We start from the raw sequence: 22,762 nt of genomic DNA, 5'->3' as shown, positions 1-22,762 counted from the left end.
ACACCCTTATTTTGCTAATTATAGAAGGGGAAAAAGGCATCTTCTATGTGCTCTAAGTGGTATTCGGTATTATTTTTTACAATGGAGATAATATCAAAACGCACTTCCAAATCCAAGTCGCGTGTCTTGATATAGTGATTGGTAGCCTTGGCCAATAGCTTGATCTTATGCGGATCGACAAAGGTGTAAGGTTCTCCATAATAGGTGGATCTCCTTGATTTTACTTCTACGATGACCAACATAGCTCCTTGCTGCGCAATAATGTCAATCTCAGCACTTTGCCAGTGATAATTCCGTTCTAAAATAGTATAGCCTGAATCTATTAAGTATTGTACGGCCTCCTCTTCGGATTGCTTTCCAAAATCATTGTGTTCTGCCATAAGTATAATGGTTAATTGTCAATTGTCAATTCAGTGCATTAATCATTATTAGTATTAACCATTAATCATTAACCATTGACAATTAACAAAGACGAATATTTCATGCAAAAGGCCTTACTGGAGGCCGAAAAAGCTTTTGAAGCAGGAGAGGTGCCCGTGGGAGCTATAATCACAGTAAATGAAAAGATTATAGCTAAGGCACATAACCTTACCGAACTGCTTCATGATGTGACTGCTCATGCTGAGATACAAGCTATTACCTCAGCCAGTGAATACCTTGGAGGAAAATACCTCAAGGAATGTACGCTTTATGTAACGCTTGAACCCTGCGTGATGTGTGCCGGAGCCCTCTATTGGAGCCAAATAGGCCGTATTGTATATGGAGCAGTAGATACCAAGCGAGGTTATCATCTCTTTGGCGAGCTATTACATCCCCGAACCGAGGTGATTCAGGGGGTCTTGCAGGACGAATGTAGCCAATTGGTCAAGATTTTCTTCCAACAGAAACGACTTTAATCTTCTCTTTCTTCTTTCTCTACGCGGGTATAGGCATTGATAATTTCCTTGACTAAGGGGTGACGTACCACGTCCTTATCATCGAGCCATAAGGTGCCTATCCCCTTGATGTCCTTGATGATACGAAGCGCTTCAGAAAGGCCACTGGCGGTTTTCTTAGGAAGGTCTATTTGTCCAGGGTCTCCCGTGATGATGAATTTGGCATTTCTTCCCATGCGGGTGAGGAACATCTTCATCTGTACATAGGTGGTATTCTGTGCTTCATCCAAGATTACAAAAGCATTGTCCAAGGTACGCCCACGCATGAAGGCCAAAGGAGCTATTTGGATAGTACCATTCTCGATAAACGAATTGAGCTTATCGATAGGAATCATATCCATTAGCGCATCATAGAGCGGTTGCATATAGGGGTCGAGCTTGTCCTTGAGGTCGCCAGGGAGAAAGCCTAAGTTTTCCCCTGCCTCCACCGCAGGTCGGGTGAGGATGATACGCTTTACTTGCTTATCTTTCAAGGCTCTGACAGCCAAGGCGACACTGGTATAGGTCTTTCCAGTACCCGCCGGCCCTATGGCGAAAACCATATCATTCTTGCCAATAAGGTCTAATAATTTCTGCTGATTGGGTGTCTGAGCACGGATAATTTTTCCCCTTACCCCATGTACGATAAAGTCCTTATCCAATAGGGTAGAAGGTAGTAGGCCGGTATCTGAGAAGAGGATACGCTCTATACTATTCTTATCCAAATGGTTGTATTTCTCAAAGTGTTGGGTAAGTTGTCCCAATCGTTTTTCAAATTCATCAAGGAGGGCTTCTTCCCCAAAAATATGGATCTCATTGCCACGAGCCACAATTTTTATTTTTGGGAAATAGGTTTTCAGTAGTTCAATCGTACTGTTTTGTTCTCCGAAGAAAGCCTGAGGATTTACCTCTAAAACAAGGGTTCTTTGATTCAAAATATAGGGTCTTATTATGTTGGTCAAATGTACGTATTTTTTTTGAAATAGGAGAAGAATTTGGACGATAAATTTATGTGCTATCTATTATGTTTATATAAAACATGTTTATAAGGTGTTATAATTTTGATGTTATGAATAATATATGAAAAGTAAATATATAATGTAAAAAAACAATTATACGTCTTGTTTTATATATGTATAAATACTTATTTTTGTTTAATAAATATTTTTTATTGAATTTTCTTTTTTATTTCAAAAAAAATAATTACATTTGCAACCAGAATAACCGGTTATTATCGAGAATGCCGAAAATCGATTAAAAGAGTAGGCTTTTAATATTAAAATTAAAAAAATAACAAAAATATGAAAATAATTACATTTATTCTGAGTATCATAATGTCTATATTAGGTGTTTTTGTTAAAATCTACTATAGAGATTATGTAGTGTTAGGTAATATCTTCCTTGTTATTGGAGTTATTAGTTTTTATTATTTATTATATCTTATAATTTTTAAACGACACATTGTAAAATAGAGAAAGAAACAGGGACATAAAAATGTTCCTGTTTTTTTTTAGAGGAGATAATTTTCTTTGAAATTATAATCATTATTTTGTACCTTTGCCCCTTGTTTCAGCGACCTTATAATTGTATCATACATGAAAGATCTCAATAAGAATGAAAATAGTGAAACTGTTGTGGCTCAGGCTTATTCGCTTAGGCGACAGAAGCGGAATCGCTTATTTTTGTTTTTTGCTTTTTCTCTTTTATTAGCCATTACCCTTTATACAATATATACCACAGAGACCTTTCTTCCACTGAAGAACTATCTCTCAGAGGATAACTATCTGTTTTACTGGATGATATTGGCAGGTTGTGGGGCGGAGGTTGTAGCTGGTTCCATGGGGATGGGCTATGGAGTGATCTGTGCTACAGTGCTACTGATGATGAATGTGGATCCCAGGGCTATCAGTGGGAGTATCCATGCCTCGGAGACCATAACCTCAGCAGCAGGGAGTATTAGCCACTTTAAGCTAAAAAATATGGATAAGGAGCTGATCAAAAGGCTCTTGTTGCCGGCTATATTGGGAACTATCATTGGAGCTTTGTTACTCCTTTACTTAGGGGATGAAGGTAACCGATGGGCTAAGTTCACCAAGCCGTTTATAGCGATTTATACCATCATCTTAGGGGTGAAAATTCTCTATAATGGGTTCCGTGGGAAGGTGGAGAATAAGGAGGTGAAAACCATTCCTTTGGGGCTATTTGCCGGTTTTGTAGATGCCTTTACTGGAGGTGGCTGGGGGCCGCTGGTGACCAGTTCTTTTATCAAGAATGGCCATACTCCTCGCTATGTGATAGGGGTCTCTACCTTTACCAACTTTGTCATTACGGTGGTCAGCACTCTTATTTTCATTACAGTACCAGAGGCTATTAACTGGCGTATTGCCTTAGGCCTTATCATAGGAGGAGTACTCACAGCACCTGTATCGGCCTTGGTAACCTCTAAGCTACATACAAGGAAAATATTCTTTATCATAGGTGCCCTTATTATTGTGATGGGGCTTACTACTATTTACAAAGCTATTTTTTAATATCATTTTATGGATACAACAAAATTAGAAAACGGGATTTATGCCAAAATCCATACCGCTAAGGGTGTTATACTCCTTCGCCTAACGTATGAAAAAACACCTGCTACGGTAGCCAATTTTGTGGCCTTAGCCGAGGGGAAAATGGACAATAAGATCAAAGCCAAAGGAGTACCTTTCTATGATGGCTTGAAGTTCCATCGTGTGATTTCGGACTTTATGATACAAGGGGGCTGCCCCTTAGGAACTGGTACCGGAGATCCTGGCTATCGCTTCGATGATGAGTTCCATCCTGACCTTAAGCATGATCGTCCTGGTATTCTTTCTATGGCCAACGCAGGGCCTAATACCAATGGAAGTCAGTTTTTCATCACACACCTACCTACCCCACATTTGGATAACAAGCATACCGTATTTGGCTATGTAGTAGATGGCCAAAAAGTGGTAGATAGTATCTCTCAAAACGACAAAATAGAATCTGTAGAGATTATTCGAGTAGGGAAAGAGGCAGAAAACTGGGATGCCTTGGCAGCTTTTGAGAAATTTAAGGCAGAGAAAGCACAACGGGCAGAGGCCGAAAAGCGCAAACAACAAGAGGCCTTAGCCCAACTTACAGAAGGTTTTGACCGAACCGCCTCCGGACTTTTCTATCTAATCACCCAAAAAGGAAATGGTAAAAAGGCTAAAAAAGGAGATCAGGTAGCCGTGCATTATACAGGTATGCTCTTGGATGGCAAGGTGTTCGACTCTTCTCTATATCGCGGCCAACCGCTCAACTTTACCGTAGGGGTAGGTCAGGTGATAGAAGGCTGGGACGAGGGTATTCTCCTACTTCATGAAGGAGATAAGGCTCGCCTTGTGATTCCTTCTGATTTGGCTTATGGTGCCCATGGTGCCGGTGGAGTGATTCCTCCTCATGCGACACTTGTCTTTGATGTAGAGCTCGTTAGAGTAAAATAAAGTGAATAACAAAAAATAAAAAGTGAAGAATGGTGCCATTCTTCACTTTTTATTTTTCACTCATCGCTTTTCGCTCATCATTTTTCACTCATCACTTTTCGCTTTTCACTTTATAAGGGGTATGCTAAGGCAAATCCGAGCATAATCACTCCCAGTTTTAGATAATTGAATCGATGGTTTTCCGAGGTCTCAAAGAGGATTACCGAGGAGATATGTAGGAAAATACCAATGACAACCGCACTCATTTGGGTGTGATAGCTCACCAGCTGGGGTACGGAGTTGGCCAAAAAGGCTCCAAAAGGGGTCATCAAGGAGAAAAGGAATAGGAAAATAAGTGTCTTTCGAGTGCCTATACCCGAATCCAAAAAGAAAATAGTCAGCACCATAGCAATAGGCAGGTGATGGATGAAAATACCATACACCATATTGCTGTGTGTATGTAGGGGGAAACCCTCTAAGATAGAATGAATGCTAAGGCTGATGAAAAGTCCCCAAGGGAATTGTCTTTGAAGTCCCTTAGCGGGGGAATGGAAGTGTCCATGTTCGGCACCATGAGAGAAAAAATCTAAGATAATCTGCAATAAAATACCTATAATAATCCAAATACCTATCATCTTTCCTCCAAGGTGGTGATGTACTTCCTGCTCAATGGCCTCATGTAGGTGCATATCTCCTTCTAAAGAGCTGTGATAGACCTCCGGAATGAGGGTAAAGACCGTCATACCCATCAGAAAAGCGCCACTGAAGGCCAAAAGCAACTTGATACGGCTCTTATTACTGGGCTTTATCCATAGCACCAAGCATACTCCTATCATAATGGATAGGAAAGGAAGTAGGTAATTTTTCATAGTCAAGGACTTAATAGGTAAGTATTTTTTAAGGGGCAAAGTTACTTCTTTTTTCTCAACAAAAAAAGCAGAAAAACAAGTAAAAATTCAACTAAAAATTGTATATTTGCAAGAAAAATCACCATGTATAAGCGTATTATTCGCCCTCTATTATTCCTTTTTGATCCAGAGAAAGTGCATCATTTTACTTTTTCTTGGCTTAAGTTTGTCAATCGGATTCCACTAATTCCTGCCCTTTTAAGGGCGCGTTATCAGGTAAAAGATAAGCGATTGGAGCGGGAGGTGTTTGGGATTAAGTTTCCCAATCCGGTAGGCTTGGCCGCAGGTTTGGACAAGAATGCACAGCTCTTTTCAGAGCTTTCCTCTCTTGGCTTTGGCTTTATAGAAATAGGTACTGTAACGCCTAAGCCCCAACCAGGAAATCCTCCTAAGCGCTTATTTCGCCTGGTGGAGGACAAAGGAATCATCAACCGAATGGGCTTTAATAATGATGGGGTAGCGGCGATTATTGCCCGATTGAAAAAGAACAAAAATGTCATTATAGGGGGAAATATAGGCAAGAACAAATGGACAGAGAATGAGAAAGCGCATGAGGATTATCTCTATTGTTTTGGGCAATTGGCGCCTTATGTAGATTATTTTGTAGTAAATGTAAGTTCACCTAATACCCCTAACTTGCGCTCCTTACAGGAAAAAGAGCCGCTACAAAAGCTCTTAACCCTTTTGCAAGAGGCTAATGGCAAACTTCCTAAGTCTAAACCTATTCTGCTAAAAATAGCTCCTGACCTCACAGACGAACAGTTATTGGATATTATAGATATCGTAAAACAAACTTCCATAGCAGGGGTCATAGCGACCAATACTACCATAAGCAGAGACGGATTGGTATCACCTAATAAGACAGAAACAGGAGGGCTTAGTGGTAAGCCGCTGACAAAGCGTTCTACCGAAGTCATACGCTTCTTAGCTGAGAAGAGTGGCCATAGCTTCCCCATAATTGGGGTAGGAGGGATACATTCCCCTGAGGATGCTTTGGAGAAGCTCCATGCTGGAGCGAGCTTAGTACAGCTTTTCACGGGTTTTATCTACGAAGGGCCTTCCCTAATTAAGCGTATCAACAAAGCGATTTTAAGTGAATAATAAAAAGTGAAGAGCGACTATCCGCTCTTCACTTTTTACTTTTTGGTTTTTACTTCATCAGTGTTTGAAGTGTCGTATACCAGTCATCACCATAGCTACTTGGTGGGCATTACAAAAGTCGATACTTAGGTTGTCCTTGATAGAGCCACCAGGCTGGATCACACTGCGGATACCTTCATTATGAGCTATTTCTACACAGTCAGGGAAGGGGAAAAAGGCATCACTGGCCATAACAGCCCCCTCAAGGGAGAACTTGAACTCTTTGGCTTTCTCAATGGCTTGTTTCAGTGCATCTACACGGCTGGTTTGTCCGGTTCCAGAGGCAAGAAGTTGCTTGTTTTTAGCCAGTACAATGGTATTGGACTTGGTATGTTTGCATATTTTGGAGGCAAAAAGGAGGTCTTCCAAGTCTTCAACCGATGGTTTTTGGTCTGTAACATAAGAAATGTCAGAGGCTGCATCTGTCTTAAGGTCTCTATCTTGCCATAGATAACCATTTAGGCAAGAACGAAGGGAGGTCTGTGGCAAAGAAAGCTGCTTTTGTACCAAGAGAATACGGTTTTTCTTGCTTTCGAGAAGTTCCTGCGCATCTTTGTCATAACCTGGGGCGATCACTACCTCACAGAATAGTGGGTTGATAGCCTCTGCGGTAGTCTTGTCGATAGGGCGATTGGCGATAAGGATTCCTCCGAAGGCCGAAACAGGGTCGCAAGAAAGAGCGGTATTATAAGCCTCCAATAGGGTAGGGCGGGTGGCAATACCACAGGTATTGTTGTGCTTGAGAATGGCAAAGGTAGGGGCTTCATGGGCAAATTCGCTCATCAGGTTCACCGCAGCATCCACATCTAAGAGGTTGTTATAGGAGAGTTCTTTGCCGTGTAGCTTAGTGAAAAGGGCATCAAAATCACCGTAGAATACTCCTTTTTGGTGAGGATTCTCTCCATAACGGAGGACTTGTGCTTTGTCTTCGCTTACTCTAAGGAGTTGTGCCGTATGATCAGCATTGAAGTAGTTGAAAATGGCGCTATCATATCTTGAAGAAGTAGCGAAGGCATGTAGGGCAAACTGTTTTCTTTCAGCGAGGGTTGTTTCCCCATGGCCTTCGGTAAAGACTTGTAGCAGGGCAGGGTAGTCTTCTTTGGAGGATACACAAAGGGTATCATGGAAGTTCTTAGCAGCAGCACGGATCAGGGAGATGCCTCCTATGTCAATCTTTTCAATGATATCTTGTTCATTAGCTCCATTGGCGACTGTTTCTTCGAAGGGATACAAATCCACGATGACAAGGTCGATCTGGGGAATGTCATAGGTTTTCATTTGTTCTTCGTCGCAGGCATTGCCTTGTCGGTTGAGGATTCCTCCGAAGATCTTTGGGTGGAGGGTTTTGACTCTACCTCCCAAGATAGAGGGGTATTGGGTAATATCCTCTACGGCCACCACAGGGATATTAAGGGATTTGATAAAGGATTCAGTACCTCCTGTGGAGTACATGACGATACCTAAATCATTCATTTTTCGGATAATAGGTTCCAATCCATCTTTGTTAAAGACAGAAACCAAAGCCGATTGGATACGTTTTTTTTGTTCCATCACTTTATAAGATTTGTTTGACAAAAGAGAGTACAAAAGTAATTATTTTTGTGCACAATAGCAAATTTTTTTAATTTTCCTAAGAAAAGAGTAGTTTTGGTAATTATCATTGAATTTTTTAGTTAAAAAACTTTTTTAATCAAATAAAAAAACGTAATATAGCCTTTCATTAGAAAATGTAATTTTATGGAAACAGAATGCTATACCCCCGAAGAAAGCAAAGAAATCGCCCGAAGATACAAAGATCTCTTACGAGAAAGTTACCAGACCCTTAGCGAAGAGGATAAAAAGCTGATTCGCAAGGCTTTTGATGTAGCTGTGGATGCTCATAAGGAGCAGCGCCGTAAGAGTGGAGAGCCTTATATATACCACCCTATAGCAGTGGCCAAGATTGTAGCTTACAATATAGGTCTGGATGCCATTTCTATCGCAGCGGCCTTATTGCACGATGTGGTGGAGGATACCCCTATCACCATCGAAGAGATTGCTCAAAACTTTGGGGATGTGATTGCTAAAATCGTCAAAGGACTCACTAAGATATCCAACCTCAGTCGTGATACCGATGTTTCCTTGCAAGCAGAGAATTTCCGTAAGATGCTCCTAACGCTCAACGATGATGTTCGAGTGATTCTTATCAAGATAGCCGACCGCTTGCACAATATGCAGACCATGGATGCCATGCCTACCTATAAGCAGCAGAAGATTGCCTCCGAGACACTCTTTATCTATGCCCCTTTAGCACACCGTATCGGGTTGTACAATATCAAGACTGAGCTGGAGGACTTAGGGCTTAAATATACCGAACCCGAACAGTATTATGCTATTCTGAGCAAAATGGAAGAGTCCAAGGAGGAACAACTTCAATATATAGAGGAGTTCACCAATACAATAAGAACGGCTTTGGACAAGGAAAAGATAGATTACTATATCAAGGGACGGCCTAAGTCCATCTATTCTATTTATAAAAAAATGGTAGCCAAGAAAATTCCTTTTGAGGAAGTGTATGACAAGTTTGCCATTCGTGTCATTTATAAAAGCACGGAGGAGAATGAAAAATTCTTGGCCTGGAAAATCTATTCTATAGTAACAGATTTCTATCGTCCTAATCCTACACGACTTAGGGACTGGCTATCTTCGCCTAAAAGTACCGGTTATGAGGCTTTGCACATCACTGTCATAGGGCCTAAGAACAAATGGGTGGAGGTTCAGATCCGTAGTGATCGTATGCATGAGATCGCCGAGAAGGGCTATGCAGCTCACTTTAAGTACAAACATGGACAGCAGAACGAACGAGGGATAGAGCAGTGGCTCAACCGCTTACAAGAAGTCTTGGAGGATAGTGAAGCCAATGCAGTGGAGTTCGTCCAGGAGTTCAAGATGAACCTCTATGCCGATGAGATCTTCGTCTTCACCCCCAATGGGGAAATCAAGAGCTTGCCCAAGGGGGCAACACCTTTGGATTTTGCCTTTACCATCCATACCCAAGTGGGGATGCACACCCGTGGGGCGAAAGTCAATGGGAAGCTCGTCCCGCTGAACTACAAGCTCCGAAGTGGCGAACAAGTGGAGATCATTACCGCTGAGAACGCCATGCCTAATGCCAACTGGCTGGACTATGCTACTACCACCAAGGCCATCGCCAAGATCAAAGGTGCACTGAAGGAGAATCGCAAAAAAATAGCCGAAGAGGGGAAGGAAATACTTAGACGAAAACTCAAGCAGCTTAAGATAAACTTAGATGAAAAGGTGACCAATGATATGGTTACTTATTTCAAGACCCGAACCAGTCAAGATGTATTCTACCAAATGGCCACAGGAGAGATTAATAACCAGATGCTCAAGAACTTCGTGGCCAGCAGAAGTACAGCTTCCTCTTTCTTTAATTTCTTTAGGAAGAAACCAACTCCTAATGTAGTAGCTGAAAAGCCCAAAGATGCTCATGAATATGATATGATTGTCTTTGGAAAAGACGAACAGGTTTTGGATTATAGTTTTTCCAAATGCTGTACGCCTATTCCAGGGGACGATATCTTTGGCTATATAGCCGTCAATGGGGGTAGTATCAAGGTACATAAGAAGGATTGCCCCAATGCCCTTTCGATGTTCTCCAACTATGCCTATAGGATCATTCCTGCCAAGTGGGTCAAATCTACCGAAAGGGAGTATGAGACCAATATTAAGATTATAGGAGTAGATAGAAAAGGCTTGGCAGCTGAAATCACCAATCATATTTCTCGCAAGGGTATAGGAATGAACAATTTACAACTGATGAGTAGGGGCGGTATCTTTGAGGGAGAGATTACCCTTTTGGTTTCCAATACTGAGGCCTTGAACTCTCTTTTGGATAGTCTTAAGAAGCTCAATGGGGTAGAGAAGGTTTTTAGAGAATAACGGTATAGGACTGAATAACTTAGATGAAAATAGGGAAAGATTTTACATCTTTCCCTATTTTATATTTTCAAGCAAACCCTTTATTTACTGCGTTGGGCAGCTAAAATGATGGCATTGTAAGCATTGACCATTTTTCCAGACTTACAAAGGTCAGAGAAAAGCATGCGTTTGGCTTCTTGTTCTTCATCAGGGCCTCCTACAATAACTTCCGATATGGTAGGGGTAAGGCCAGATTCCATAAGGATTTGTTTTACCTCACGAGCTTTTAGATTGGGGAAGTAAGCACGGATAAGGGCGGCTACACCAGCTACTTCAGGTGCTGCCATGGAGGTTCCATCCAAGAATTTGTATTTGTTTTCAGGGACAGTAGCATAGATCTGTACCCCAGGGGAGAACAAGTCTACATTGTTCTTGCCATAGTTAGAGAAAGAAGCCACCAAGTTCTCATTGTACTCATAGTTGAGTGCTCCGATGGTAATCATCGTATCGGTGAACTCCTTACCGTCGATATTGTCATCAGGGAAGGTAGGTTGCACATCTATATTTTTAGCATCATTACCAGCAGCATTGACAATTAGTACATCCTTTTCGGCTGCATACTTAAGGGCATCATATACCCACTGCTTATGCGGAGAGAACTCTTTACCGAAAGAAGTATTAATTACCTTAGCACCATTGTCGATGGCATAGCGCAGCGCAAGAGCGACATCCTTGTCATACTCATCCCCATCGGGTACGGTACGTACAGGCATGATACGTACATGATCGGCCACACCATCCATACCTATGTTATTATGACGTACAGCAGCGATGATACCAGCCACATGGGTACCGTGTAGGGCACCTTCTGCAGTGGGGCCTATGACATTGTTGTTCCCATAGAACTTGTCATTGATATCGTCAGGATTGTCCTTAAGGACTGCTCTTGGGTTGAACTCCTTGTTGAGACCGTATTTGACACGTTCTTCATAGTGCTTAACCCCTTCGGAGAGTTCCTCAATGGTTTCTTTGATATTTACGCCATTGCCTAGTAGATATTTCATACCGCGAACAGCTCCAGCGAGTTGGAGAGAAGAAGAAGTATCTATCAGGTCTAAGTCCTCTTCAGTATATTCCTTTTTACCCAATTGTTTTTGAATAAGTGCATCGCTTTGAGCAATTCTATCTCTTATTTGGGAGTAGGTTTCTATTTTCTCATTGGCTTCTTGGTATTCTTTGTTGTATTTTTTCTCGGCATGCTTATAGTCAGGATCGTTAGTATTACCTTTTTTAAGGATACGCACATACTCTAAGTTTTCTTGATTGATATCACCCAAGAAGTTCCAACCATGTACATCATCTATATAACCATTTTTGTCATCATCGATTCCGTTACCAGGGATTTCCTTAGGATTCGTCCAGATAATAGGCTTGAGGTCTTCGTGATTGATATCTACACCGGAATCTACCACTCCTACAATTACAGTTCGGGCTTTTCTTCCCTTTAGAGCTTCGTAAGCCTTTTCGAGGGATATACCAGGATAGCCTGTGGTGAGTAGGTCGCGGTGCGCCCATCCTTTGAGGGCTTCCTTAGATGGGTTTTCTGTTTTTTCTGTTTGAGAAGGAATGGTCTTTCCTTTGAGCGTTTCCAAAGGCAAAGAGGCGATTTTGGAAGTCCCTCCACAAGCGACCAATAGGCCGGCCAAGGCTCCCATGGAAATCGGTTTGATAATATTCATAAATTGCATTTTTTTAAAACGTCGCAAATGTACTATTTTTTTTTGAGACGAAGGCTGATTTCTTAATAAAAAATCAAATTATTTTCCAATCTGATGGGTATAATTCGTATATTAATCGTACCTTTGCGGCTATGGAACTAAAAGAAATAATCGATAAAACCCTTTCTTATCTTCAGCAGGAGAAAGTAATCCTATACCCAACCGATACGATATGGGGCTTGGGCTGTGATGCCTATTCTCCAAAGGGCATTGAGCGCATACAGCAGATTAAGCAAAGGCCACTTACCAAGAGCTTTATCCTCTTGGTAGCTTCTTATGAGATGTTGGCACAGTATGTGAAAGTACCAACGGAAGTAGTAGCCTTCTTGGGCGAGCAGCAGCGCCCTACTTCGGTCATCTATACGGAAGTATATGACCCGCATCTTCCGATGGCCGAGGATCATTCCATCGCCTTTCGAGTGGTGCAGGATGACTTTTGTAAGCAGCTGATAGAGGCTTTCGGGCGACCGCTTGTCTCCACCTCGGCCAATATAAGTGGGCAGCCAAGTCCTACCTCTTTTGCTCAAATAGATCCTAAGGTGCAGCAAGCAGTGGATTGGGTAGTGCCTTATCATCAAGAGAATCAGACTCCTACCTTAGCCTCTCAGCTGGTGATGTGGCAAGATGGCCAGCTGGTATATATAAGACGATGAGAAAATAAATTTGTACAAAAAGGTAATTTATTGAAAAAAAAGAATTATATTTGCACCACTTAAAACATTATTTTCCATGAAGAGAGACCAACAAATTTTTGATCTTATCCAACAAGAAAAAGAAAGACAGCTCAGAGGAATAGAACTGATCGCCTCAGAGAACTTCGTAAGCCCCGAGGTGATGGAGGCTGCCGGTTCCGTACTTACTAATAAGTATGCCGAAGGCTACCCAGGTAAGCGCTATTATGGAGGTTGCCAAATCGTAGATCAGGTAGAACAATTGGCTATAGATAGAGCCAAAGCCCTTTTCGGTGCTGAATATGTGAATGTACAACCCCATAGTGGTTCGCAGGCCAATGCTTCTGTATATGCGGCTACCCTTGCCCCTGGGGATAAAATATTAGGTTTTGACCTCTCTCATGGGGGACACCTTACCCATGGAGCTTCTGTAAACTTCTCTGGAAAGCTATACCAACCTATATTCTATGGTGTAGAGAAAGAAACAGGTCTTCTAAACTATGACAAGATAGCGGAAATAGCTCAAAAAGAAAAACCTAAAATGATTGTAGCAGGTTATTCTGCTTATTCAAGAAATATCGACTTCAAGCGTTTTAGAGAGATAGCCGACAGTGTAGGGGCTTTCCTTATGGCCGATATCGCGCACCCTGCGGGACTTATTGCTAAGGGATTGCTCAATGATCCTATTCCTCATTGCCATTTTGTAACTACCACCACACATAAGACCCTTCGTGGGCCAAGAGGGGGGATGATTATGATGGGGAAGGATTTCGAAAATCCTTTCGGTCTGAAGACTCCTAAGGGGGAAATTCGCTCCATGTCTTCCCTTATCGACCTTTCTGTATTCCCAGGAAACCAAGGAGGGCCTTTGGAACATGTGATAGCAGCCAAAGCCGTATCTTTTGGAGAAGCCCTCTCTGATGAGTTCTTGCACTATGCTATTCAGGTACAGAAGAATGCTAAGAAGTTAGCACAACTCTTAGTAGAAAAAGGCTACAACATTGTTTCAGGTGGTACCGATAATCACTTGATGCTTATTGACCTTAGAAACAAAAACATCAGCGGTAAGGAAGCCGAAACCGCTCTTGTGAAAGCCGATATTACAGCCAATAAAAATATGGTACCTTTCGATGACAAGAGTCCATTTGTAACCAGCGGTATCCGCTTGGGTACAGCGGCTGTTACCACACGAGGCCTTAAAGAAGCTGATATGGAAGTGGTAGCCGGCTATATAGATGAAGTTATTAATAATGCCAAAGACGAAAAACTCTTGGAAGCGGTTGCCCAAAAAGTAAACCAATTCATGAAAGAGCGACCACTCTTTAATTACTAATGACAAGAGATAAATGACAAGTGCTTTATAATCAAGCACTTGTCATTTTTCATTAGTTACTAATATAAGTCATTAGTTATTATAAAAAAAGTTTGTTTGTTTTAAAAAAAAGATGTATCTTTGCACTCGCAAAAATGAAATTTTGTTCGGGATGTAGCGCAGTTGGTAGCGTTCACGTATGGGGTGCGTGAGGTCGCTGGTTCGAGTCCAGTCATCCCGACTATTTTTTTAATCTACTTTATAAAAGAATGTTTCACAGATACATAAAAATAGCGTTAGCAGTGCTGATCTTCGGCTATGCTATTTATCAATTTACCTTGGGAAATATAGGTAATGGAATATTTCTCATACTACTTGCGGGCGTTCCTGTATTATTTTTCTTTAGAAATGAATTTTTGCTTTTAGCTTTCTTGAGGCTGCGTAAGCAGGATATGGCAGGGACAAAAAAATGGCTTGATCGTATCAAAAATCCTGAAACAGCTCTTATTCCTAGGCAAAGAGGCTATTACAATTACTTATATGGAATTATCTCTTCTCAGACCAATCTTACTCAGGCAGAGAAATACTTCAAGACAGCACTCAAATATGGATTGAATATGAGCTATGATGAGGCTATGGCCAGATTGAGTTTAGCAGGAATAGCCCTACAAAAAAGACGTAAACGAGAAGCCCAAGAGTACCTCACCCAAGCTAAAAAGTTAGATAAACAGAATATGCTCAAGGATCAAATCAGAATGATGCAAGAACAACTCAAAAGAATATAAAAAAAGCTGCCCACGGGCAGCTTTTTTGTTTACTCTTGAAAATACTTTGATTTGGTGAGTATAAAAAGGTTTTCATCCTCCACTCCTATAAGCTCATGCTCTACATTGGCAGGGATATTATAGGTGTCCAAGGCCTTTAGTAGTACTTCTTCTCCATTGATTAAAAAGCGTACTTCTCCTTTGACCATCACAAGGAAAGCAGGAACATCGGTAGTATGCTTTCTAAGGACAGCACCCTTGCCTAAAGCGACGGCTACTTGCTTGATACCGTCACCACTTTTGATTACTAAGGCATCATGCTTATCAGTGCGATAGGTAAGCCTATCCATGAGGTTTTCCTTTTGTAAGGTCTTGAGGAAAGCAACTCCTTTTCCATTGACAGCCTGAATGTTGTACTTTGCAAGGAGTTTCCTAGCCGCTTCAGAGCGTTTGCCACTCCTACAGAAGAGGATGATATTCTTCTTTCCTTGGAATTGAGCCAGTTCCTTCTCTATTTTTTCCAAAGGAATATTTACGGCATGTGCGGCACTTCCTTCGTCAAATTCTTTTTCAGAACGTACATCGACCAAGAAGGCATCCTTCTCATTGACAAGGGTGGAGAGGGATTTCTCTTGCGCTAAGGCGAGTCCAGAGAAGGAGAGCGCCATTAGCGAGAGGAGTTTATTTATTTTCATAGGATAAAAAAATTAAGATTATTTCGCTCTTAGTTTCTGCTCCCAATTCCAAGCCGAAAGCAATGCATCCTCAAGAGAATGCTTAGCCTTCCAGCCCAATACTTCATTGACCTTATGCGTATCGGCATAGGCAGCGATGACATCTCCGGCACGGCGGCCTACAATCTTATAAGGAAGGGACTGCCCTCTTACCTTTTCAAAGGCCTTAATAACTTCCAAAACGGAACTTCCCTTACCGGTACCTACATTGAACACTTCATAGTTGCCTTGTATCTTCCCTTCGAGGATGTACTCAAGGGCAGCCAAGTGTGCTTCGGCCAAATCTACCACATGGATATAGTCGCGGATGCAAGTTCCATCCGGGGTAGGGTAGTCGTCTCCATATACAGAGAGGGATTCTCTTAGGCCGATAGCCGTTTGGGTGATATAAGGAATCAGGTTTTGGGGTACTCCATTGGGCAACTCTCCAATAAGGGCAGAGGCATGGGCTCCAATAGGATTGAAGTAACGCAAGGAAATGGCTTTGATGCCAGGCACAACGGCACAGGTATCACGGATAATCTCCTCGTTGACTTGCTTGGTATTGCCATAAGGGCATTCGGCCTGCTTGAAAGGAGCATCTTCAGTTACGGGGAGCTTATCGGCCTGCCCATATACAGTGCAAGAAGAACTGAAGATAAAGGCAGTATTCTCTCTTTTCTGAAGCTCCTGAAGGATATAGATCAGGGAAGCAATGTTATTTTCGTAGTATAAAAGGGGTTTTTCCACGCTTTCTCCTACCGCCTTAGAGGCAGCAAAGTGGATCACCCCATCAATTTTAGGATAACGAGCAAAGAAATCTTGCACTTTATCCTTTTCTCTAAGGTCTAATTGCTCGAAAATAGGCGCTTTTCCGGTGATTTGAGCAATTCTATCCTTAACTTCGATAGACGCATTGGAGAGGTTGTCTATGATGATTACTTCATGACCCGCTTGTAGGAGTACAACGGCGGTGTGAGAGCCAATAAAGCCCAGTCCACCGGTTACTAAAATGGTTGCCATATTCTTGTTTGTTTAGTATTTAAACGTTCTTTTGTGAAATGATATGTACATCTCGCTGAGGGAAAGGAATTTCGATACCTTCCTTGTCGAAGGTTAATTTTATTTGTTCTAATAGATAGAAGTGTGTGTCCCAGTAGTGTTCTGTTTTAGACCATACCCTTAGGGTGAAGTTTACAGAATTATCCGCTAATTCATTTACATAAACCACCGGAGCAGGGTCATCAAGGGCAGTGGGGCAACTTTTGATTAGTGAATAGAGAATATCCTTCGCTTTTTTGAGATCCGAACCATAGCTGATCCCAACAATAATATTGTCACGACGGGTAGGGGTTTGAGAATAGTTGATTACATTGTCCGAAAACAAAGGGCCATTGGGGATAATCACCCGTTCGTTACCGAACTTGATAAGGGTGGTATAGAACATCCCGATGCGCTCTACCGTACCTATATGTCCTTTGGCCTCGATAGAATCGCCTATACGAAAGGGCTTGAGAATGAGGAGCATAATGCCACCAGCAAAGTTGGATAGTGATCCTTGTAAGGCCAAGCCAATCGCTACACCCGCCGCAGCTAAGGCTCCTAAGAAGGAAGAAACAGGCACCCCAACTTTTTGGATAACAGTTAGAAAGAGTATAATATAGAGTATCCAGCGCAGCAGATCATTGACGAAGTTCTGAATGGTCACATCCACCGAACGGGCTACCATAAGGCGTTTGACGAACTTTCGGATGAAGCGACTTACCCATACTCCGATGAATAAAACAATGATAGCCCCTATTAGGCTGGGGACAAAAGAGATAATTTTGTCGATAAACTTCTCTAAAATAGACTGAAAATCAGTCAAATGAAAATCTTTTTGTTCCATAAGGATAGAAAAATAAATTTGTTCGAACTGCCCCCAAGAATAAAAAATGGGGCGATTAAATAAGCTACAAAAATAAGGATTATATTTGTACATAACAAATATAATCCCTCTTTTTTACGTTAATGTAATATAAAAATCAAGATGGCTTATTCCATGGTTTTGAAAAAGTCTGTGAACTTATCGGAGATCGTCCTTATGATGTTCTTTTTTTCAGGCTTCTGCTCTTCCTCTTTTTCAGTTTCTTGAGGTTGTTCTACCACAGGAGGAACAGGTTCAGAAGCAACAGGCTCAATGATCTCGTGCACAGGTTCTTCTACTGTGGGTTCCTCAGGTATGGAAGGCACAGCTCCGGACTGAGGAAAATCCATATGTTGTCCTCCGTTGCGTTCCCTCTCTATCCCATCTATAAGTAAGCCGATAGCGGTGGCAAACTTAGGAGAGGAAAGGTCAGCAGGAGTGTTGCTGGCCAAGTGTTCGTTGGGGTGACCGATGCGGGTAGGTAGGCCGGTGAGGTATTCCACCAATTGGGGAAGGTCTTTCAGCTCACTACCTCCACCGGTGAGTACGATACCTGCGATAAGCTTCTTACGAGGTTGGTCATAGCCATAGTTCTTAATCTCATTGAAGACAGCCTCAATGATCTCCTCCATACGACAGCGAATGATACGCGCCAAATTGGTCACCTGAATCTCTTGTGGCTCACGTCCTTTGAACATTTGGATATTGATAACCTCATTTTCTTTGGTATATTCAGGCCATGCGGAGCCGAAGCGGATTTTGAGTTGTTCGGCCTGTTTGTCGAACACGCCACAGCCTTCCTTAATATCCTTATCAATAATATTTCCACCGAAAGGCACCACTGCGGTATAGCGGATATACCCTTCCTTGAAGATGGCCAAATCGGTAGTACCCCCTCCTATATCCACTAAGGCGACTCCGGCATCCTTCTCTTCCTCACTTAATACAGAGGCAGAGGAGGCTATCGGTTCCAAGGTAAGTCCTTTGAGCAGAAGACCGGCCTTGCTTATACAGCGCTGGATATTTCTGATAGGAGCTACTTGCCCGGTGATAATAAGGAAAGTACCCTCTAGGCGAGAGCCTACCATTCCGATAGGGTCATGTATATCTTCTTGATTGTCAACCTTATATTCTTGAGGAAGTATGTGAATTACCTCTTCGCCAGGGTAGCGATTCTTGCTACTGAGCACACATTGGCAGAGCGTTTCTAAGTCCTTTTCCTCAATAATTTCATCGAGATTCTCACGGGTAATATAGTCAGAGGCTTCATTACTCTTGATATGTTGTCCTGCAATACCTACATAGGCTTCTGAAATGATAACACCAGCCTTGGCCTGTGCCTGAGCTACAGCCTGCTCTATAGAATCAATAGTTTTGCCTATATTTCCTACTATACCACGGAAAATACCTTGACTTTTAGCCATACCATAGCCTAAAATCTCTAACTTACCATATTGGTTTTCGCAACCAATAATGGCAACAATCTTAGTGGTACCTATGTCAATCCCAGCAAAGTACTTTCTTTGGTTGATCTTATTCTCTGTTTTCATTCCTAAATAATATCTGATATGTTATTTTGTGCGTTTTTTTATTCCTTTATGAATATATTTAAATATTTATTCTTGAGTAGGAGCTGTAGGCTCTGGGGTTCTATGACAGACGACCTGATTATTGTATTGCAAATCGACCTTAGTGTATTTGTCCAAGAAATGATCTTTGGATGCTTTCTTGTAAAAAGCTTTCAAGTTGTTGAATTTCAGTGAAATATCCTCTGAATTGCCTATACAAACCAAAAAATCGGCACCTCGGAGTCTTGCATAGAAATTCTTTTTATTATTGATAACTTCTACTATGTTTTCTTTTAGAAATGGATCCGTATAAATATGTTTTAGAATCAGATAGGCATCTTCCCACAACGCCTCATTCAGCCCTCGGACAATAGGTACACGCGCAGAGGTGGCCTTGGAAAGGGGCATATGCACTCCTTGTATATCCATATAGTAGAACTGATTGTGGTCAATGATCCTTGCTATGGGTTCTCGTTGCTTGATAATAACCTTCAGTACTCCATCAATAGTGAGATAAATATCCGCATTCTCGACCATGGGATCTGCATCTAATTTTTTCTCCAACAAATTCATCTTCAACTCCTTAAGAGCGTATTCTTCGGCATTTTTTACAGAAAACAATAGGGTCTCAATAGCATCGTTGGTAATATACTGTATACTATCCAGGGGAGCCTGGCGGGTGATGATGAGTTTCTGTACTTTACGATTATTATTTCGATGATTAGCAAAGGATAAAAAAAGTATTGGCAAGAGAACAATACAGCTGATTTTGAGGATAATAAATAATGGTTTATTTTTATTATTCATCAATGAAATAATATATAATCTGTAGGGCAAAGATAGTAATAAATGCACGCAAATGGTGATTGAAAAAGCGATTTTTATTAACAAATAAGCGCTGATTTTTTTTTAGAAAAAATTCACTATTGAGGTATTTATATTTTTTTTATCTTTGCGACGACTTATTTTTAATCAAGATGAAGTTTCCTCAACCTTATACTTTAGAGCAAATAGCCACCCTTATTAACTGTCCTTTTGTAGGAGATAAGGACTTTCCTGTACTGGGAATGAATGAAATTCATGTGGTAGAAGCGGGCGATATTGTCTTTGTAGACCACCCCAAATACTATGATAAGGCCTTACAGTCCAAAGCTACTATAGTGCTGATTAACAAAGAAGTAGACTGCCCTGAAGGCAAAGCACTTCTCATTTCTGATGATCCTTTTAGGGATTTCAATAAGCTCACTCAGTTCTTCAAACCTTTTGAAAGGGCGACAGCCTTAATAGCTCCTACGGCTAAAATAGGAGTGCATACCATCATACAACCTGGAGCTTTTGTAGGAAATCATGTGGAGATAGGAGCCCATTGTCTTATCCATGCCAATGTAACAATATACGATGGTTGCAAGATAGGGGATCATGTGACCATACATGCAGGCACCACCCTTGGAGCCGATGCTTTTTATTATAAAAAACGTCCTGAAGGCTTCGACAAACTCCTTTCCGGAGGACGTGTAGTGATAGAAGACCATGTGGACTTAGGGGCGCTCTGTACCATAGACCGCGGAGTCACCGGCGATACGACCATAGGGCGTGGCACTAAGATAGACAACCATGTACACATAGGCCACGATACGGTAGTAGGGCAGGAGTGCCTGATTGCCTCCCAAGTGGGAATCGCTGGCTGTGTGGTGATCCAGGATAGGGTAACCCTATGGGGGCAAGTGGGCATCACCAGTGGAGTGACCATAGGCGAAAAGGCCGTAATTCTTGCCCAAAGTGGAGTAACTAAGTCCCTCGAAGGCAACCAAACTTATTTTGGTTCCCCAGCCGAAGAAGCTCGCAAGAAATATAAGGAATTGGCTTCTGTAAGAGGGCTTACTGAAAAGCATTAGTACCCAATTTGTAATAGAGGATATGAAAAAGGTACTCATTATCACCTACTATTGGCCACCGGCAGGAGGGCCGGGGGTACAGCGCTGGGTCAAGTTTGTCAAATACCTACGCGATTTTGGGGTAGAACCGATTATATATACCCCCCAGAATCCCACTTATCCTATGCTTGACCCTCATATGGTAGCTGAAGTACCTGAAGACTTAACCGTACTGAAGACTAAAATTTTTGAACCCTATGCCTTGGCCTCCCTCTTCTCCAAAGAGAAGACCCAAAAGATAAGTGCCGGTATTATTCCTACTAAAAAACCTTCCTTATTAGACAAGTTCCTACTTTGGATACGCGGCAACCTCTTTTTACCCGATGCGAGGGTGCTATGGGTACGCCCTTCTGTCAAGTATTTGTCAAAGTATCTTTCCGAAAATCAGATAGATACCATTATTACTACCGCTCCTCCCCATAGCCTACATTTGATTGGCCTACACCTGAAGGAGCAGTTTCCTGCCCTACGCTGGATCGCTGATTTCAGAGATCCCTGGACGACTATTGGCTATCACTCTCAGCTGAGACTCACTCAGCGTTCGGCTCGCAAGCACTTGGCCTTAGAGCGTGCTGTCCTCCAAGCTGCCGATACCCTGATTGTCACCAGCCCCAGCACTCAAAAGGAGTTCCAAACCAAAACTTCTCGACCTATAGTGTTGATTACCAATGGTTATGATGATGACCTCCCAGCGGAAACACCTTCGCTTTCCCCTTATTTTCTGCTTTCTCATATAGGCTCGCTGCTCTCCGAACGCAATCCTGAACCTCTTTGGCAGGTCTTGAGCGAGATGACTCAGGAGCAGGCCGACTTCAGGCGAGACCTACGCCTCTGCTTGGCAGGAAAGGTAAGTGACGAGGTACTCAACAGCCTCCAAAAGTGGCAGCTTACCGAATTTTTAGATTTAAAGGGTTACATCTCCCACGCTGAGGCACTTGCCCTACAACGGCAGTCCCAATTGTTGCTCCTCTTGGAAATCAACCATCCCAAGACGGAAGGCATTATCCCAGGTAAGCTCTTTGAATACATGGCCTCTCAGCGACCCATCCTTGCCTTAGGCTACCAAAATTGGGATGTGAAGGACATTATCACTCAAACCCACACGGGCCTTACTTTTTCCCTGACCGATACCCAAGGCATTAAGCAAGCCCTTACCCATTACTATACCTTTTACAAGGCGCAACAGCTCCAGACCCAACCTGTTTCCCTCGAAGCTTATCATAGGAAAACACTCACCCAAAGACTTAGTGAAGTGATCTTGGAGAAATAAAATTAGTATTTTCTACTGTAATTTTTTCTATAATCCTTATTGTATTTACTGTGAGAAGACGCTGTTTTCTGATGTTGAGAAGCCTCAGTACCCGAATCAGATGTATTGTCGTAGGAAGGATCCCTTTCAGTGTGCTTATCTTTAGGAGATACCCCGTAGTGATTAAGCTCTTTTGTACCCTCCTTCAAGAGCATAATGAGATAGTAAAAAGGAATCCACTGGAACCAGCCACTATTACCCAAGTCATGACAACGCTTAGCCCCTTGTGCCAAAACCAACCCTATGATAGGGATATATAGAAAGGCTAAAAAGGCCGTATTTCCTTTCGTTTGGAGGATACTTACAAGGATAAGGATACTTAAGAAGACACATACCATCAGGCTTAGGCCGTATGCTTTCCTACCTATACGTCCAGAGAAAGAAAAAAAGCTGCGAAACCAAAGTAGGGAATTCTCTAATTTAGTCCTCATAACCACATAGTTTTCTTCCTATCTCT

The 22,762-nt window shown here is 42.0% G+C and carries 21 protein-coding genes and 1 tRNA gene; 11 read left to right on the top strand and 11 right to left on the bottom strand.

Translation table 11 applies throughout. From position 1 onward, the window contains the following. Positions 1–14: 14 nt before the first annotated feature. Entirely contained in the window at positions 15–380 is a 366-nt protein-coding gene (locus HMPREF1551_RS04770; RefSeq protein WP_021627919.1) for a YraN family protein, read from the bottom strand. 75 nt (positions 381–455) lie between these two features. On the opposite strand from HMPREF1551_RS04770, the gene HMPREF1551_RS04765 reads away from it, so the two are divergent. Next, entirely contained in the window at positions 456–896 is a 441-nt protein-coding gene (locus HMPREF1551_RS04765) for a nucleoside deaminase (protein ID WP_081695740.1), read from the top strand. Here the strand turns inward: HMPREF1551_RS04765 and HMPREF1551_RS04760 are convergent. Next, positions 893–1,849, bottom strand: a complete 957-nt coding sequence (locus tag HMPREF1551_RS04760; protein WP_021627917.1) for a PhoH family protein — start codon at positions 1,847–1,849, stop codon at positions 893–895. The two genes, HMPREF1551_RS04765 and HMPREF1551_RS04760, sit on opposite strands and share 4 nt — an antisense overlap. 660 nt (positions 1,850–2,509) lie before the next feature. On the opposite strand from HMPREF1551_RS04760, the gene HMPREF1551_RS04755 reads away from it, so the two are divergent. Both HMPREF1551_RS04755 and HMPREF1551_RS04750 read left to right on the top strand, forming a co-directional pair. Beyond that, positions 2,510–3,445, top strand: coding sequence for a sulfite exporter TauE/SafE family protein (locus HMPREF1551_RS04755; RefSeq protein WP_021627915.1), 936 nt, complete (start codon positions 2,510–2,512; stop codon positions 3,443–3,445). Between the two features lie 9 nt (positions 3,446–3,454). Beyond that, positions 3,455–4,402, top strand: a complete 948-nt coding sequence (locus tag HMPREF1551_RS04750) for a peptidylprolyl isomerase (RefSeq protein WP_021627914.1) — start codon at positions 3,455–3,457, stop codon at positions 4,400–4,402. A gap of 110 nt (positions 4,403–4,512) precedes the next feature. Here the strand turns inward: HMPREF1551_RS04750 and HMPREF1551_RS04745 are convergent, their stop codons facing one another. Next, a complete protein-coding gene (locus tag HMPREF1551_RS04745) occupies positions 4,513–5,250 on the bottom strand; it encodes a metal cation transporter ZIP family (protein ID WP_021627913.1) in 738 nt (245 codons plus the stop codon). 123 nt (positions 5,251–5,373) lie between these two features. Between HMPREF1551_RS04745 and HMPREF1551_RS04740 the strand changes: the two genes are divergently transcribed. Further along, positions 5,374–6,390: a quinone-dependent dihydroorotate dehydrogenase gene (locus HMPREF1551_RS04740; RefSeq protein WP_021627912.1), complete on the top strand. Its 1,017-nt coding sequence runs from the start codon at positions 5,374–5,376 to the stop codon at positions 6,388–6,390. A gap of 57 nt (positions 6,391–6,447) precedes the next feature. Here HMPREF1551_RS04740 and purH read toward each other — a convergent pair whose 3' ends face one another. Continuing rightward, complete coding sequence (purH, locus tag HMPREF1551_RS04735; protein WP_021627911.1) at positions 6,448–7,980, bottom strand: bifunctional phosphoribosylaminoimidazolecarboxamide formyltransferase/IMP cyclohydrolase; 1,533 nt, start codon at positions 7,978–7,980, stop codon at positions 6,448–6,450. Between the two features lie 186 nt (positions 7,981–8,166). Between purH and HMPREF1551_RS04730 the strand changes: the two genes are divergently transcribed. Then, positions 8,167–10,371, top strand: coding sequence for a RelA/SpoT family protein (locus HMPREF1551_RS04730; protein WP_021627910.1), 2,205 nt, complete (start codon positions 8,167–8,169; stop codon positions 10,369–10,371). 80 nt (positions 10,372–10,451) lie between these two features. Here HMPREF1551_RS04730 and HMPREF1551_RS04725 read toward each other — a convergent pair whose 3' ends face one another. Then, entirely contained in the window at positions 10,452–12,089 is a 1,638-nt protein-coding gene (locus HMPREF1551_RS04725) for a S8 family peptidase (RefSeq protein WP_034544311.1), read from the bottom strand. A gap of 131 nt (positions 12,090–12,220) precedes the next feature. On the opposite strand from HMPREF1551_RS04725, the gene HMPREF1551_RS04720 reads away from it, so the two are divergent. The 4 genes from HMPREF1551_RS04720 to HMPREF1551_RS04705 all read left to right on the top strand — a co-directional run bounded on the left by HMPREF1551_RS04720 (position 12,221) and on the right by HMPREF1551_RS04705 (position 14,896). Beyond that, on the top strand, positions 12,221–12,781 hold the full coding sequence (locus HMPREF1551_RS04720; RefSeq protein WP_021627908.1) for an L-threonylcarbamoyladenylate synthase: 561 nt from the start codon (positions 12,221–12,223) through the stop codon (positions 12,779–12,781). Between the two features lie 76 nt (positions 12,782–12,857). After that, entirely contained in the window at positions 12,858–14,132 is a 1,275-nt protein-coding gene (glyA, locus tag HMPREF1551_RS04715; RefSeq protein ID WP_021627907.1) for a serine hydroxymethyltransferase, read from the top strand. Between the two features lie 147 nt (positions 14,133–14,279). Continuing rightward, positions 14,280–14,352: transfer RNA gene (locus HMPREF1551_RS04710), tRNA-Pro, on the top strand. Positions 14,353–14,380: 28 nt separating this feature from the next. Then, positions 14,381–14,896: a hypothetical protein gene (locus HMPREF1551_RS04705; RefSeq protein ID WP_021627906.1), complete on the top strand. Its 516-nt coding sequence runs from the start codon at positions 14,381–14,383 to the stop codon at positions 14,894–14,896. Between the two features lie 29 nt (positions 14,897–14,925). Here HMPREF1551_RS04705 and HMPREF1551_RS04700 read toward each other — a convergent pair whose 3' ends face one another. The 5 genes from HMPREF1551_RS04700 to HMPREF1551_RS04680 form a co-directional block, all read right to left on the bottom strand. Then, on the bottom strand, positions 14,926–15,570 hold the full coding sequence (locus HMPREF1551_RS04700) for a rhodanese-like domain-containing protein (RefSeq protein ID WP_021627905.1): 645 nt from the start codon (positions 15,568–15,570) through the stop codon (positions 14,926–14,928). A gap of 18 nt (positions 15,571–15,588) precedes the next feature. Continuing rightward, positions 15,589–16,611 carry a UDP-glucose 4-epimerase GalE gene (galE, locus tag HMPREF1551_RS04695; protein ID WP_021627904.1) on the bottom strand — a complete coding sequence of 341 codons (1,023 nt, stop codon included), beginning with the start codon at positions 16,609–16,611 and terminating at the stop codon, positions 15,589–15,591. Positions 16,612–16,630: 19 nt separating this feature from the next. Continuing rightward, complete coding sequence (locus tag HMPREF1551_RS04690) at positions 16,631–17,476, bottom strand: mechanosensitive ion channel family protein (RefSeq protein ID WP_021627903.1); 846 nt, start codon at positions 17,474–17,476, stop codon at positions 16,631–16,633. A 146-nt stretch (positions 17,477–17,622) separates the two neighbouring features. After that, positions 17,623–19,044 carry a cell division protein FtsA gene (ftsA, locus tag HMPREF1551_RS04685; RefSeq protein WP_021627902.1) on the bottom strand — a complete coding sequence of 474 codons (1,422 nt, stop codon included), beginning with the start codon at positions 19,042–19,044 and terminating at the stop codon, positions 17,623–17,625. Between the two features lie 66 nt (positions 19,045–19,110). Further along, positions 19,111–19,869: a cell division protein FtsQ/DivIB gene (locus tag HMPREF1551_RS04680; RefSeq protein ID WP_021627901.1), complete on the bottom strand. Its 759-nt coding sequence runs from the start codon at positions 19,867–19,869 to the stop codon at positions 19,111–19,113. A 170-nt stretch (positions 19,870–20,039) separates the two neighbouring features. Here HMPREF1551_RS04680 and HMPREF1551_RS04675 point away from each other — a divergent pair, with 170 nt between their 5' ends. Both HMPREF1551_RS04675 and HMPREF1551_RS04670 read left to right on the top strand, forming a co-directional pair. Next, the gene (locus HMPREF1551_RS04675) at positions 20,040–20,957 is read left to right on the top strand and encodes a UDP-3-O-(3-hydroxymyristoyl)glucosamine N-acyltransferase (RefSeq protein ID WP_021627900.1); all 918 of its coding nucleotides are present in this window, start codon (positions 20,040–20,042) and stop codon (positions 20,955–20,957) included. 22 nt (positions 20,958–20,979) lie between these two features. Continuing rightward, entirely contained in the window at positions 20,980–22,266 is a 1,287-nt protein-coding gene (locus HMPREF1551_RS04670) for a glycosyltransferase (RefSeq protein WP_021627899.1), read from the top strand. A gap of 2 nt (positions 22,267–22,268) precedes the next feature. Here HMPREF1551_RS04670 and HMPREF1551_RS04665 read toward each other — a convergent pair whose 3' ends face one another. Next, on the bottom strand, positions 22,269–22,736 hold the full coding sequence (locus HMPREF1551_RS04665; protein WP_021627898.1) for a DUF805 domain-containing protein: 468 nt from the start codon (positions 22,734–22,736) through the stop codon (positions 22,269–22,271). Positions 22,737–22,762 lie beyond the last annotated feature (26 nt).

The organism is Capnocytophaga sp. oral taxon 863 str. F0517 (assembly GCF_000466425.1).
GTDB lineage: Bacteria > Bacteroidota > Bacteroidia > Flavobacteriales > Flavobacteriaceae > Capnocytophaga.
The sequence above is the reverse complement of the archived record's forward strand: the minus strand, read 5'-3'. Positions and strand labels throughout refer to the sequence as shown.

What these genes read in the sequence shown, in the direction of transcription:
- HMPREF1551_RS04745 (WP_021627913.1), bottom strand. Translation starts at nt 5,250, where the DNA reads ATGAAAAATTACCTACTTCCTTTCCTATCCATTATGATAGGAGTATGC.
- galE (WP_021627904.1), bottom strand. Translation starts at nt 16,611, where the DNA reads ATGGCAACCATTTTAGTAACCGGTGGACTGGGCTTTATTGGCTCTCAC.
- purH (WP_021627911.1), bottom strand. Translation starts at nt 7,980, where the DNA reads ATGGAACAAAAAAAACGTATCCAATCGGCTTTGGTTTCTGTCTTTAAC.
- HMPREF1551_RS04665 (WP_021627898.1), bottom strand. Translation starts at nt 22,736, where the DNA reads ATGAGGACTAAATTAGAGAATTCCCTACTTTGGTTTCGCAGCTTTTTT.
- HMPREF1551_RS04755 (WP_021627915.1), top strand. Translation starts at nt 2,510, where the DNA reads ATGAAAGATCTCAATAAGAATGAAAATAGTGAAACTGTTGTGGCTCAG.
- HMPREF1551_RS04770 (WP_021627919.1), bottom strand. Translation starts at nt 380, where the DNA reads ATGGCAGAACACAATGATTTTGGAAAGCAATCCGAAGAGGAGGCCGTA.
- HMPREF1551_RS04725 (WP_034544311.1), bottom strand. Translation starts at nt 12,089, where the DNA reads ATGAATATTATCAAACCGATTTCCATGGGAGCCTTGGCCGGCCTATTG.
- glyA (WP_021627907.1), top strand. Translation starts at nt 12,858, where the DNA reads ATGAAGAGAGACCAACAAATTTTTGATCTTATCCAACAAGAAAAAGAA.
- HMPREF1551_RS04700 (WP_021627905.1), bottom strand. Translation starts at nt 15,570, where the DNA reads ATGAAAATAAATAAACTCCTCTCGCTAATGGCGCTCTCCTTCTCTGGA.
- HMPREF1551_RS04670 (WP_021627899.1), top strand. Translation starts at nt 20,980, where the DNA reads ATGAAAAAGGTACTCATTATCACCTACTATTGGCCACCGGCAGGAGGG.
- HMPREF1551_RS04690 (WP_021627903.1), bottom strand. Translation starts at nt 17,476, where the DNA reads ATGGAACAAAAAGATTTTCATTTGACTGATTTTCAGTCTATTTTAGAG.
- HMPREF1551_RS04750 (WP_021627914.1), top strand. Translation starts at nt 3,455, where the DNA reads ATGGATACAACAAAATTAGAAAACGGGATTTATGCCAAAATCCATACC.
- HMPREF1551_RS04675 (WP_021627900.1), top strand. Translation starts at nt 20,040, where the DNA reads ATGAAGTTTCCTCAACCTTATACTTTAGAGCAAATAGCCACCCTTATT.
- HMPREF1551_RS04740 (WP_021627912.1), top strand. Translation starts at nt 5,374, where the DNA reads ATGTATAAGCGTATTATTCGCCCTCTATTATTCCTTTTTGATCCAGAG.
- ftsA (WP_021627902.1), bottom strand. Translation starts at nt 19,044, where the DNA reads ATGAAAACAGAGAATAAGATCAACCAAAGAAAGTACTTTGCTGGGATT.
- HMPREF1551_RS04730 (WP_021627910.1), top strand. Translation starts at nt 8,167, where the DNA reads ATGGAAACAGAATGCTATACCCCCGAAGAAAGCAAAGAAATCGCCCGA.
- HMPREF1551_RS04720 (WP_021627908.1), top strand. Translation starts at nt 12,221, where the DNA reads ATGGAACTAAAAGAAATAATCGATAAAACCCTTTCTTATCTTCAGCAG.
- HMPREF1551_RS04705 (WP_021627906.1), top strand. Translation starts at nt 14,381, where the DNA reads ATGTTTCACAGATACATAAAAATAGCGTTAGCAGTGCTGATCTTCGGC.
- HMPREF1551_RS04680 (WP_021627901.1), bottom strand. Translation starts at nt 19,869, where the DNA reads ATGAATAATAAAAATAAACCATTATTTATTATCCTCAAAATCAGCTGT.